Origin of the sequence: uncultured Lactobacillus sp. (genome assembly GCF_946477725.1) — a bacterium.
Classification (GTDB): Bacteria; Bacillota; Bacilli; order Lactobacillales; family Lactobacillaceae; genus Lactobacillus.
The window spans coordinates 1-13,593 of record NZ_CAMKZC010000028.1; the positions used below are offsets into that span (position 1 = coordinate 1).

8 protein-coding genes are annotated in these 13,593 nt (G+C 38.5%); 1 reads left to right on the forward strand and 7 read right to left on the reverse strand.

Features of this window, described 5'->3' with window-relative positions; all coding sequences use genetic code 11:
* A partial coding sequence (locus tag Q0R51_RS08040; RefSeq protein WP_294757957.1) for an SLAP domain-containing protein occupies positions 1-6,566 on the forward strand: 6,566 nt, incomplete at its 5' end.
* Between the two features lie 107 nt (positions 6,567-6,673).
* On the opposite strand, the gene glmU is transcribed toward Q0R51_RS08040, so the two are convergent.
* From glmU to metG, 7 genes are all read right to left on the reverse strand, one after another.
* Positions 6,674-8,059, reverse strand: coding sequence for a bifunctional UDP-N-acetylglucosamine diphosphorylase/glucosamine-1-phosphate N-acetyltransferase GlmU (gene glmU, locus Q0R51_RS08045; protein WP_294757959.1), 1,386 nt, complete (start codon positions 8,057-8,059; stop codon positions 6,674-6,676).
* Positions 8,060-8,122: 63 nt separating this feature from the next.
* Complete coding sequence (purR, locus tag Q0R51_RS08050) at positions 8,123-8,953, reverse strand: pur operon repressor (protein ID WP_122037953.1); 831 nt, start codon at positions 8,951-8,953, stop codon at positions 8,123-8,125.
* Between the two features lie 122 nt (positions 8,954-9,075).
* Positions 9,076-9,321 (reverse strand): Veg family protein, encoded by a 246-nt coding sequence (locus Q0R51_RS08055; RefSeq protein ID WP_034978009.1) that lies wholly within the window; start codon positions 9,319-9,321, stop codon positions 9,076-9,078.
* Positions 9,322-9,405: 84 nt separating this feature from the next.
* Positions 9,406-10,299 carry a 16S rRNA (adenine(1518)-N(6)/adenine(1519)-N(6))-dimethyltransferase RsmA gene (gene rsmA, locus Q0R51_RS08060; protein ID WP_294757964.1) on the reverse strand — a complete coding sequence of 298 codons (894 nt, stop codon included), beginning with the start codon at positions 10,297-10,299 and terminating at the stop codon, positions 9,406-9,408.
* Positions 10,289-10,855, reverse strand: coding sequence for a ribonuclease M5 (gene rnmV / locus Q0R51_RS08065; protein WP_294757966.1), 567 nt, complete (start codon positions 10,853-10,855; stop codon positions 10,289-10,291). Before rnmV ends, rsmA begins: the two co-directional genes overlap by 11 nt.
* Positions 10,842-11,609 (reverse strand): TatD family hydrolase, encoded by a 768-nt coding sequence (locus Q0R51_RS08070; RefSeq protein WP_294757968.1) that lies wholly within the window; start codon positions 11,607-11,609, stop codon positions 10,842-10,844. Before Q0R51_RS08070 ends, rnmV begins: the two co-directional genes overlap by 14 nt.
* Entirely contained in the window at positions 11,609-13,585 is a 1,977-nt protein-coding gene (metG, locus tag Q0R51_RS08075) for a methionine--tRNA ligase (protein ID WP_294757970.1), read from the reverse strand. Before metG ends, Q0R51_RS08070 begins: the two co-directional genes overlap by 1 nt.
* Positions 13,586-13,593: the final 8 nt, after the last annotated feature.

Below are 13,593 nucleotides of genomic sequence, written 5' to 3' on the forward strand. Positions count from 1 at the left end.
CAGTTAAACAAGACATTGTTAACAAAATTCAGAATAATCCTAATTTAACGGCCAAGAATAAAGATGATGCTGCCAATAAAGCCAGTGAATTGCTTACTGGAAATCAAGGTTATAATAGCCGCATTGATAATGCCGAAACTATAGCTGATACTAATACAGCTACTAAAGAAGGCACTGCCGCATTAAACAATTTACTTGATGAGCAAAACTTAAGTGGTCGACGTAATCAAGCTATTGCAGCTATTCAGGAAGCTAAAGACAAAGCCATTGCTACGATTACAAATAATAAAAACCTGAGTGATGCAGAAAAAACCAAATATCAAGAACTAATTAATACAGCAACTGCTGCTGGTGTTGCTAAAATCACGCAAGATGAAGATGAAACTACAATTGCAACAGATGAAGACAGAGCCATTAAAAATATTACCGGTTATCAAGAAAATGCTGCTAATACCGGCTCTAATAATTTAAATAAACAGCGTCAAGATGCAATCAAGGAAGTTGAAGAAGCAGCTAATAACGCTTTAAGTACAATTGACGACTTTGACGATACTGTTTTAAGTCCAGAAGATAAACAACATTATCAAGAAACTATTAATAAAGACTTAGCTAACGCCAAAGCAGCAATTAATGCAGCTAAAGACAATGATGGTGTTAATTCCGCTAGACAAGCTGGTAAAACTAGTATCAATGAGGATTTGGCGGCTGGTCAATTAATAGTCGCAAAATCTCAGGCAAATATAGCTTTGCAAGATGAGAAGAAAAAAGACTTAGATACTATTAATCAGGCTTTTGCAGATAATAAAATTAACAGCGAGCAAAAAGACGCACTAACAGGCAAAATTAATAGCTTCTACGAAACGGCAACCAGCAAAGTTTACAACGACTCGACTGCTGAACAAGTGGCTAAAGATAGAGATGATGGCATTGCTGCTATGGCCAGCGTTACTAGCAGTATTGCCAGTGAAGAAGCAAAATACTTAGAGCAACAAAAAGATGATGCTTTAACCAATAAAGACACTGGCCTTAATGCTCTAGGTGAGAAAATTCGGACAAGTATCGAAAAAGATCCTAACCTTTCCGGCAAAGAAAAAGGTGATTACTATGACGAAATTAGTTCTGCTTTAACTTCAGCCAAAAATGATATTCAAAATGCTCATTCTCAAGATGAAATTGATACTGCAACAAACGCTGGTCGGGAAGCTTTAAATAAAATTCTTGCTAACGTTGTATTGCAATCAAGTAGAAGCGCTGCTCTTAAAGAATTGTTGAACACCTGTACCGATGTTTCTAATCAAATTACCAACTTACAAAATGTTAACAGCACTACTAAAGACGGATTAATTAAACAGTTAACCGATTACTATAATGATGCAGTTGCTAAAGTAAAGAATGTTCCTGCTGCTCAAGTCGATTCTGAAAAACTGCAAGGCATTGATAATATGAACACAGTTGTTAGGGATGCGCAAAGCCTTGATACCAATATTGATCATGCTAAGCAAGAAGTCGACAAGCAGGCTGATCAAGCAATTTCTACCATTAATCAATCTGCGATGTCTGACGCGGATAAAACTCAAACCATTGCAAAAATCAACGATGAAAGAGCTAAAGCTAAGCAAAATATTGAATTGCAAAAAAATAATGATGCCGTAGACAAAGCCAAAAATGATGGTAAAGATGCTATTGGTCAGGTTGCAGCCACAGCTATGACAGCTGATTTGGAGAATGCTAAACATCACAGCGAAGAGGCTATTAACCAAGCTGCTCAAGAAGCAATTAGCAGATTAAAATCTTCATATGACACTCTAAGCGCTGAAGAAAAAGAAGAAGCTAGTTCCCAATATGAGCAGGCAATCTCTGATATCAATCAGGCTGTTGCGGATGCCAAGAGTAAATTACAAAACGGCAAGGCAAAAGATGGTATCAATAAAATCACTACTGATACCATTAATGCAATCAATAAAGCGGAAGCAAGTGGTAACTTAGCAATCACCAAAGCACAGGCCAGAAAAGCTATTAAAGATGTCGCAGACGAAATCAAAAACAGCTTAAAAGATAAAAAGGATCAAGACAATGTTGATTCCATTCTAGAAAATGCTGCTGCAGAAATTGCTGCTGCAAAGGATAGTGGCTCTGTTTTAGGCATTAGAGATTCTACCATTAATCACATCAAAGGAATTAAGACTACAGCAGATTCTAATGATGCTGTCAAAATTCAAAATGCTAAAGATGAAGCCATCAAAGCATTAACTGCAGAACTAAACGGTCAAACTGATAATCCTGATACTGCGGGAATTTTAACTCAAATTGACCAAATCACAGGCTTAAGCGCTGAAGAAAAAAAGCAATACCAGAATCAGGCAACCGCTGCTAAAAATAAAGCTGTCAGTCAGATTAACGCTCAGCAAACAACAGACGATATTGCATCCGCTAAGACTACTGGTATTATCAACATTGACAAAGCTTTAAGCGCTGCTCAATTACAAGCGTCTAAGAATAATGCCAATAAATATTTAGAAAATATTGCCCAAACAGCTGCAGATAATATCAAGAAGATCGAACAGTCAGCTCTAAGTGATACTGAGAAAGCCCAGCAAATTGACTTAATCAACTCAAATAAAGAGATAGCTATCCAAAATATTAACAAGGCGCAAAGTCCAGACGAGGTAGAAAAAGCCAAACGAGGCGCTGAAAATGCCATTACCGGTATTGTACAAAATGCTAAAGATAACGCCGCTTTGCTGCAGGAACAAAATGCCGCCTACAACTCACTGGTTGAGCAGGCTAAAAAGCTGAGCCAGCGCTTAAGCGATGACCGTTTGCACAACAAAATTGATCAAAATCAATATGATGACTTAAGTAAGGCTATTAGTGACGCTTTAAGTGCAGCTAAAGCCGAGATTTCTGCTGCCACTGATCTGGATAAAATTAATGCTGCCAAAGGTAATGGTGAGACAGCTCTTAACAAGGTCAATAATAATATTGCTAACGAAGAAGCTCTAGCCCAAGCTCTAAATGATTTACAAACTGCAGCCACCAACGCCAAAGCTAAAGCTGCTGAAGTCGAAGACAGTACTGTTGCTGACCAAATGAAAGCACAAATAGATCAGGAACAAAAGAAAGCAGCAGCAAAGATTATTAACGCTAGGAGCAGTAAGCAAAACACTATTACGCAAATTCAAACAGCTGCAGAAGATGGCATTACCACAATTAACAAACTAGGTGAAGACTTTGATAATAAAAATCAAATAGTTAAAGGCCTAAAAGAATATGCTGCAAGTGCCAAAACTGATATTGATAGTATAGGTTTAGCCGGCAACGATGCCGCTAGTGGCTATCAAGACATTGACCAGGCCTTAAATGATGGTATTAGTTCAATTTATGGCGGGACAAGTGAACAGCTATCCCAGTTAGAACAAGATGCCAAAACAAACATTGATCAGGCGAAATTGCCAAGCAAACTGACTGCAGAAAAGAATAAACAAATTAACAAGTTTAAGGACTATGTTAACAGTAAAGGCGAAATTGCTGGTGTTGCAACCAACCTTGAGCAAGATCAAATTGACGCTCTTCAAAAGCAACTGGAAGAAGCCGTTAACAAAACCATTGCTAACATTGCCGGTATTAAGCTTGAAAACAACTACGAAGATGCTAAAACACAAGTTGAAAATACCGAACAAGGTATAGTGCCAGAAGGTGAAACTGCTAATTTTGGTGAGAAAGAAATCGACCGCATTTTCCAAGTTGCACAAGAAAAAGCCGAAATAGTTAAAGCTAAACAAGAGGCAATCTCTCAGATCGAACAAGCGCAAAAAGAAGCAAATGACGCCATAGAAAAATCTGGTTTGTCCCCAGCAGACCAGCAAAAGCAGAAGGAACAAGTTCAAAAACTTGTTGAACAAGCAAAAACTGACATTAATTCTGTTTCGCAATCTGAAGCCGGCGCTAAAGATCAAATAGATAGTAATAGAAAACAAGCTATTACTAATATCAACAGCATTAAAGAACAGACAACCCTGGCTGGTCATAAGACAAAAGCCGAAAGCATTCTAAAGAATAAACAAACTAAGGCTTATGCTGTAATTAAACAATCTCAATTAACCGCCGAGCAAAAAACAGCAGCCAAAAAAGCAATTGATGATGCATACAAGCAGAGCTACCAAGATATCGAAAGTGCTGCAACAAGTGCCGACATCCCAGAAGAAACTGATATTGGGCAAAACATTGATCGGCTGTTAGCTAAGCCTGAAACTGGCACTGAACCAGAATGGTTCAATGATGAACAAAATAATACCCTTAAGGGCGCTGAAGGAGTAGACGGCATTAACGATGCATACAGTAAATTAAAAGACAGACTGAAAGATAAGCTGTCACCAGAATTGCTAGATCATATTGACGAGCAAATTAAAGCTATTAATAATGCTACTGATATCCAGACTACCAGTGCCGCTTATGATGAGGCTATGACCATCATTAACAAGGAACAGGCTAAGGCTGACATCGACGAAGAAGCTGCAAAAGTAACTGCAGAAATCGACAGTAACGATAAATTAGCTGCTGAAACAAAGAACAGGCTGAAAGAGCAAATTAAAGATGATAGCCAGAAAGCCAAGGATCAAATTGATGCAGTTAATGCTCCTAAAGGCGATACATCGGGCAAAAAGGACCAGATTGATAAAATCACAGAAACCGCTAAATCCGATATTGACAGTGCTGGTAATGCCGCTAAAGAGGAATCTATTAGTTCGCTTAAAGCAGAAGCAAACAATGAATTAGCTGCTGAACATCAAAAAGCAGTAGCTGAACTAAAAGACAAGTTTGGTGAAAATGCTGACACCACCAATGTTGATAAAGCATATCACGAGCACTCACAGGTGAATGGTGACTCAATTAAAGATATCACAGCAGCTAAGATTGCAGCTGTAAAAGAAATAGCTAAGGGTTCAGTAGCTGATGCTGCTATCAACGCTAAAAACCGAGTTGATAAATTAAAGCATCAAGATGGCAGCGATTATACTAGTGCTGAAAAGCAGGCAATTAAAGATTACATTGATCAAGAAGCGGCCGAAGCTAACGACAATCATATTGGCACCATAGATCAGGCTCAAGATTCTGTTGGCGTAGAAAAAGCCAGAAAAGAAGCTGTCGAGCAAATAAACAATATTATTGGTGCTGATAGTAACGAACTGGATGATATTTTAAATAGCAACAGCACTGTACTAAAAGAGAGATTAACAGCCGCCTATGATTCCGCTGTTAAGGCTCTTACAGACAGGTTTAAGGATAAAGCAAACACCACTAGCGTTGATCAAGCATACGAAAATGCTAAAGATGCGCTCAATGGTCCTGCCAACGCGGATAAACTCGCTGCAACAGAATTAGCTGGTGAAAAAGAAATAGCTGCTGGAGCACTGACAGAAACACAAAAAGCAGCTACAAGTGAAATTCAATCTTCAAGCAAATACACTGAGCAGGAAAAGCAAGCTATTATTAAGCAAATTGAGACAGATATGTCCCAGGCAAACGCTGCTCTCAAACAGCCTCAGGTCAATGACAGTCAAACAATTACTAAACTGCGTGATGATGCTATTAAGCAAATGTATCTTGATGCTACGGATTCTGCCACAATTGATCGTATTCTTCATGATATTAATCGCGAAAATGAACATAGTTCTAACAATCATTCTATCCCGGTTCCTGCTAACAATACGCCTGTTAATACATCAAGCAAAGAAGACAAAGAGTCAAAACTTGATTTAACCAGCAGCGAAGAATTAACCTTAATGCACAACGCTTACCTTTACGATGAAAATGGCAAACGTGCTAACAAAGTTATTCTTGGTGCCGGCTCAATCATTACTTCTTACGGCACCAAAGAGATTAACGGGCAGAGCTATTACGTCTTGGTCGATAAAGGCAATCAGAATAAAATTTACTATATTGCTCTGGGTAATGTTATTCCTACAAGTCAGAAATTAAAACATAATGCCTATGTTTACAATAAACATGGCAATCGCATAAAGAAAGCTGGTGTATTAAGAAAAAGCAATAATATTAAAACCTATGGCAATGCAGTCACAATTCGGGGTAAAAAATATTACATTATTGCACCAAACCGCTTTGTTAAGGCCGCAAATATTGCTTTGCAAAAAGCCGCTAGTGCAGCGCCGAACAACGAACTCGTAACGGAAAAGGCGCAACCAGCAGCTGCCAAAACTATTATGCACAATTCCTATCTATATGATCAAAACGGTAAACGTGCAAACAAGATTGTTATATTAGCCGGTTCAATTGTTAACACGGTTAACCAGCGATTCATCAATGGTAAGAAATACTACGAACTGGATGATGGTTTATTCATCGCCGCTAACAATATTGATTCTAAAATGCTTAAATTAAGGCATAATGCTTATGTTTACAGCCAACATGGTAATCTAATTAGCAAAAAAGTTTTAAGGAAACAGCAAGTAATTAAAACTTATGGCAGTCCTGTCAAAATTAACCACGAAAAGTACTTTATCATTGCTAAAAATAAGTTTGTTAAAGAAACTAATTTTAATAAATAGGTGTAGCTTACTAAAATAGCTCTTGAGTTTAAAGAACTCAGGAGCTATTTTTAGTTATTCTGCAAAATCAAACAGAGCTGAAAATTGATTTCAGCTCTGTTTGATTATTATTTCCAGTTAGAATCGTTAGACAGGGGCAATTTATGCCAGTAATCAGGCTTATTTACCTGTCGGCCACGCGCAATTGCCATATCATATTTAGCTACATCTTTAGTAATTGTTGAATCTGCTGCTACAAAAGCATGGTCAGCAATATTAACCGGTGCCACTAAAGTAGCACCTGAACCAATAAATGCATGATCACCAACGTTAGTGTGATCTTTTTTTACACCATCATAATTAGCAAAGATAGTACCACAACCAATGTTAACATCTTTACCTAATGTAGCATCACCAACATAAGTTAAATGACCAACTTTGGTATTCTCGCCAATCTCAGCACTTTTAATTTCAACAAAATTACCAATGTGGGCGCCCTTTCTAATAATAGCCTGGGGCCGCAAATGCGAGTTTGGCCCAATATCAGAAAAGTCATCCATTTCCGCTTGCTCAAGCGTAGATGAAGTCACAGTCACATTATTGCCAATTTTTGAATCAACAATTCTCGATCCAGATGTAATCAGGCAATTATCGCCGATCTCGGTATCACCTTTGATAACTACGTTGCCCTCAATTTGAGTATCACAACCAATTTTTACATTCACATCTACATATGCCGTCTCCGGATCAATAAAAGTAACGCCATTAGCCATATGCTTTTCATTGATTCTCTTCTGCATAGTCTTAGTAGCCTGTGCTAATGCCAAGCGATCATTGACCCCAAGGCTTTCACTGAAATCGGGCATTTTATATGCACCAATTCTTTCACCTTGATTACGCAAGATTTCCAAGACATCAGTCAAGTAGTATTCTCCTTGAGCATTATGGTTGTTAACCTGCTTTAAGGCACTAAACAGTTTCTGATTGTCAAAACAAAAAACACCAGTATTAATTTCGTTAGTTTCCAATTCTTCTGCTGTGCCATCTTTTTGCTCAACAATCCTTAAGACGTTACCCTGGTCATCCCTTATAATGCGGCCATAACCAAAAGGATTAGCAGCTTGAGCAGTTAAAACTGTAGCTGCATTGCCCTTACTTTGGTGGTAATCAAATAATTTTTGAAAAGTTGCACCTGTAAATAAGGGGGTATCGCCAGTAATCACTAGAGTTGCACCATTTTCTTTCGCCAATTCATCAGCTGCAGTTAAAACAGCATCCCCTGTACCAAGTTGCTTTTTCTGCAAAACAAATTCGGACTTACCGGCCAGGACTTTTTTAACTTCTTCAGCGCCAATGCCAACAATTGTAACTATTTTATCCGGTTCAGTGGCCTGGGCAGCTTCGACCACATATTCAACCATAGTTTTCCCACATATCTTGTTCAAAACTTTGTATGATTTGGACTTCATACGTGTTCCTTTGCCAGCCGCTAGAACAATTACAAATTTTTTCATAGATTTTTAGCCTCTTTTATATTCTTAAATTACTATTTATATTTTAGTATACTGGCGCAGAAACTAAAAGCTGCCAAAATCAGTATGAGCAATCAACGAGCCTGGCTCTGCCATGATAACTTTCCTCTTATCATCTATTTTTTTAATTTTTACTAAAGAAAGATGACCTTCAATTAGTTTAACATCATCAAAATCCGCTTCACATAAAACGCAAATACCGGCAATGTTGCCATTAAATTCTTTTACCAGTTGTTGCATTCCCGTCAGCGTTCCGCCAGCCATCATATAATCATCTATCAACAATACGTTTGAGTTTTCTTTTAACACCCTTGTGGGTAACTCCATTTTAGAAACACGATCAAGTGAAGAAGAAATATAATTTACAGAAACTGTTGCTCCCTCAGTTACCTTTGAGCGTTTACGAGCAATGATAAAGGGTACATTTAAATAGCGTGCAACTGCTTGAGCCAAAGCAATGCCCTTGGTTTCGATAGTCATCACAATGTCAATATTAGAATATGCATACCTAGTAGCAATTAATTTACCGATCTTATCCAGGTCTTGTGGGTTGCCAATAATATCAGACAGGTAAACAAATCCTCCAGCTAAAATGCGGTCAGGATCCTCAATGCGATTAGCCAGCTCATTTAAATATTTCTGGGCGTGCTTTTTACCCCAAAAAGGAATATAACGCACACCCCCAGCTGCACCAGCGACTGTTTCCAAAATTCCGTCTTGATTACTTGCTAAGGTGTGCTTCAAAATTGCCAAATCTTCAGAAATTGAAGATTTGGCTGCACCATATCTCTTTGCAAAAAATGGCAGCGGAATTAAGTCATGTGGTCGTTCCATTAAATATTTAGTCATATCAACTAATCTCTCTGAACGTTTCATAGAAATTACCTCCTATTGTTTGCTTTTTGCCAGTTACTACTATACACTCAACCATAAAAAAAGGCACTAACATTTTACCAAATGTTATTGCCAAAAAGTAATCTTAAGATGACGCCTTAATCTTATTGCACAGCGTTATCAAATTTTAATGTTATATTTTTGGTTAACAAATCTGTGTAACTATAAGAAACATGTTCAAAGTTATTTGAATCCTGGTCTAAATCAACTACAAAAACTGCAGGAAAAGTGTTCTTCAAAATTCCACGTCTTTTAGTTACTTTCTTACGTCCAGCTCTTGCAACTACAGTTAATGAATCACCTAAATGTGAATCCAGCTTACTTTTAATGGTCATAATAGATGTTGGCAATGAAAACAACTCCTTTGAGTCGTATTATACCACTTTATTATTATTTTTTCAATTCTTTTTAAAAACTACCCCAGAATATTTTCGTCAATTTTTAACCGACACCCTATGTGCAATTTCAACAAATTGTTCTAGTGTCAGTTGTTCTGGACGAATGCGTGAATCGACTCCCAAAGATTTAATCAGAGCTAAGCGCTGTTTTTCATCTGGGAGAAGAACTTTTAAGTTATTATTTAATGTTTTACGTCTTTGGGCAAAACACATTTTAACTACCCAGTTAAAGTGTTCAAGGTTAGCGATATCAGGTTTATTTGCTGCCGCTAAAGGTTTTAAAACTACGACGCTTGAGTCAACTTTGGGTTGGGGTATAAATGAGCTGCTTTTGACAGTCAAATAAGGCTGCACACTCATTTCGGCTTGAACTGCGATTGTTAAAGGCCCATATTCCTTTGTTCCGACATGGGCATGCAAACGGTCGGCCACTTCCTTTTGCATCATCAAGGTTAAACTGGTAAATTCCAGTTGAGAATTGTTAAGAAAGAAAATGATTGGAGTTGTAATGTAATAAGGCAAATTAGCAACAACCTTGATCGGTTTATTTAAATCAAAAAAGTCAACCAGATCAGTTGCAAAATCAGCCTTTAAAATATCTTTCATTTTTAATTTAAAGCATTGTTTCAATGGCATACCATTTATTTTAGCGGGTAGTTCATTTTGCAAAACTTCTGGGAGGTTTTCATCAACCTCATAAGCAAAAACTTTAGCTCCGGCATTGAGCAGTTGTTCAGTCAAAGAACCAATTCCCGGTCCAATTTCAATCACCTGATCACCGGGTTTAATTGCAGCAGCTCGAACTATACCTTGAAGTACATCCAAGTCTACTAAAAAATTTTGACCCAAGCTTTTTTTAGCCTTCATAAAATAGCGATTGATAATTGCTTGAGTTCTAACTGGAGAGCCAATAGGAATCTCAGTGTTCATCTTTAACCTCCTCAACAGTTTGCCTAAGTTCCGCAAGTGAAATACCAAAAGTTTGTAAACGATGGTAGAATTGTTTTCCATTACCATAGCCAACGCGCAGCTTTATCCCCACTTGTTCCCGCAATTTGCGTGAATTAGGGCCACTGGCTAAACCTAGTTCTTGATATTTTTTCATGGTTAAATCACTGCTGGGCAGCTTCTTTTCATGTAAAGCACTTAGTGCTCTCACCAGTGCCTTTTTTGATGCATGCTCAACGCCAAGTGAACCTTTTTTATGAGGCTCGCCCTCTTTACGCGTTATAAAAGCCTGCTTTGCGGTTGGCACTGCTTTAGTAACTAAGCGTCTGATTCGTTCGCCGTTTAAATCGGGATCTGTCAGGACAATAATTTCTCTTTTATGAGCTAATTCCTGCAACGCAGTAAGCACTGTATCAGGCACATCCGAGCCATTCGTTTCAATGGTTTCAATTCCGGGAAAAAATTGTTTAAGACGAATAGTATCGTCTTTTCCCTCAACGACAACAACGGCATTAAATTGTTTTTTAGTTAAGACCATAGACCCTCATCGTATTCGCATATGTTGCCTGAGCAACTTTTTCTAACGGGAGATCCTTTAATTCTGCAATAGCGCGAGCTACATAATAAACATTGCCCGGTTCGTTTTGCCGGCCGCGATATGGTTTAGGAGTTAAATAGGGAGCATCGGTTTCTACCAGCAATCGCTCTAACGGAGTTTTTCTGGCCGCTTCATGCACTGCAACTGCCTTAGTAAAGGAAACAACACCAGAATAAGAAAAATATACATTTAAATCCAAAAATTTAGTCAGCCATGAAACATCACCATTAAAGCTGTGCAAAATTGCCCCGTACTCTAAGTTACTGCTTTTTAATATCTCATAGCAATCACTAAAAGCATCCCTCGTATGAATATCAACCGGTTTTTTCAATTCATGGGCCAGTTCAATTTGTCTGGCAAAAACCTCTCTTTGTTTGTCACGCGGAGATTCATCCCAATAGTAATCTAGTCCAACTTCACCTATGGCCACTACCCCAGGAAGTTGCAGTTGTTCAATTAGCAAGTCTTCTGCTTTTTGGTTATAATCTTTGGCCACGTCAGGACAATAACCCACCATCGCAGAGACTTGAGTAAAACGCTGGCTTAAATCAATAGCGCGCTTGTTAAACTCTGGATCCTGTCCTGCACAAATTATTTTGGTCACACCTAATTTTTGAGCTCGATCTAAATAAAACTCTTCTTTGCCCCGAAACGGTTCATCTTGTAAATGAGTATGGTTATCAATTAATTTCATTAACTTAATTGCGCCCCAACTGCATGTTCAGCGCCAACCAAGGCTAACTTAACTTCCCCATTTTTCTCACTGGACAAAAGCATGCCTTGGCTCAAATGGCCTAACATCTTGCGCGGCTTAAGATTAGTTACTGCCAAAACCTTTTTGCCCAGTAATTCACTGGCATTAGGGTAATACTGCCTAATACCACTTAAAATCTGTCTTTCATCGCCATTGCCAAAGTCCATTTGGAACTGAAGCAATTTCTTAGAACCTTGAACTGGCTCAACAGACATAATTTTACCGACTTGAATTTTGACCTTAGCAAAATCGTCTATCGATATTTCTTTATCCTTACCTTGTTCGCTGCGGCTTGCCTTCTTCGGCTTAGCTTTAGCCATCTCATCTTTAATGTATTTAATTTCTTCTTCAGGCTTAACTCTTGGAAAAATCGGCTTGGGATCAGAAATGACTTGAGTTTCCCAGGTGCATGCACCAAATTCAAGTTGCTTGTGCTCATCATTGCCCCAGTCAAGACCTAATTGTCTGTACATTTCTACTGGAGTCCTGGTCATAATTGGAGCAATCAGCAAAGCAATGATACGTAAACTCTCTGCCAAGTTCGACATTACGCGCGCTAAATCTGCAGCTTTACCCTCCTTATTTAATTTCCAAGGCATTGTTTCATCAATATATTTATTAGCACGATTAATAAACTTCCAGATATCTTCAATTGCCTGAGTAAAGTGCAAAGTATCCATTTCTGTTTTATAGCTGGCAATAACGTCTGCTGCCGTTTGAGCCAAGTCCTTACCTAAGTCATCCTGCTCTTGGACAACTGGTTCAACTTTGCCGTTTTGATATTGATTGATCATAGAAACAGTTCTGTTGAGCAGGTTGCCTAGGTCGTTAGCCAAGTCATAGTTAACGCGCTCAACGAAATCTTCTGGCGTAAAGATGCCATCAGAGCCAAATGGCAAGGCACGCATTAAGTAGTAACGCAATGCATCCACGCCATAACGGTTAATAATAGATTCAGGATAAACCGCGTTGCCCTTCGACTTGGACATCTTGCCGTCTTTCATCAAAACCCAGCCGTGACCAATAACATGCTTAGGTAATGGCAAACCTAAAGCCATCAACATAATCGGCCAGTATATTGTGTGGAAGCGAACAATTTCTTTCCCTACCAAGTGAATATCAGCCGGCCAGTACTTTTTAAATAAAGAATCATCGTCTGAGCCATAGCCCAATGCAGTAATATAGTTAGATAATGCATCTATCCAAACATACACGACATGCTTAGGATCACTTGGAACAGGAATACCCCAGGAAACAGTCGTTCTGGTGACTGATAAATCTTCCAGACCAGGCTTTATGAAATTGTTGACCATTTCCTTTTCGCGAGAATGAGGCAGAATAAAATCAGGATGGTCTTGGTAGTACTGATAAAGTCTGTCTGCGTATTTGCTCATCTTGAAAAAGTATGATGGTTCTTTCACCAGTTGGACTTCATGACCGGATGGCGCCTTGCCACCGATTACATTACCATCATCGTCTTTATAAACTTCAGCCAATTGTGATTCTGTGAAATACTCTTCATCTTCTACAGAATACCAGCCTGTATATTCGCCCAGATAAATATCACCTTGCTTTAACAGCTGCTCAAAAATCTTTTGAACGCCTTTAACGTGTTCCTTATCAGTAGTCCGAATAAATTTATCGTATGAAATATCAAGGCTTTGCCACAACTTTTTATAAATGGCCACCATTTTATCTACAAATTCTTGCGGCTTAACCCCTTGCTTTTCAGCCTTTTGCTCAATTTTTAATCCGTGCTCATCAGTACCAGTTAAAAAGAAGGTGTCGTAGCCTTGGCTGCGCTTGTAGCGCGCCATCACATCAGCTGCGATTGTGGTATAAGCATTGCCGATAGTCAATCGGCCGGATGGATAGTAGATTGGTGTTGTGATATAAAAAGTTTTTTTATCAGCCATATTCATTT

Excerpts from the sequence above, each read along its gene's own strand:
- glmU (WP_294757959.1), bottom strand. The coding sequence starts at position 8,059 with ATGAAAAAATTTGTAATTGTTCTAGCGGCTGGCAAAGGAACACGTATG.
- purR (WP_122037953.1), bottom strand. The coding sequence starts at position 8,953 with ATGAAACGTTCAGAGAGATTAGTTGATATGACTAAATATTTAATGGAA.
- rsmA (WP_294757964.1), bottom strand. The coding sequence starts at position 10,299 with ATGAACACTGAGATTCCTATTGGCTCTCCAGTTAGAACTCAAGCAATT.
- rnmV (WP_294757966.1), bottom strand. The coding sequence starts at position 10,855 with ATGGTCTTAACTAAAAAACAATTTAATGCCGTTGTTGTCGTTGAGGGA.
- Q0R51_RS08070 (WP_294757968.1), bottom strand. The coding sequence starts at position 11,609 with ATGAAATTAATTGATAACCATACTCATTTACAAGATGAACCGTTTCGG.
- metG (WP_294757970.1), bottom strand. The coding sequence starts at position 13,585 with ATGGCTGATAAAAAAACTTTTTATATCACAACACCAATCTACTATCCA.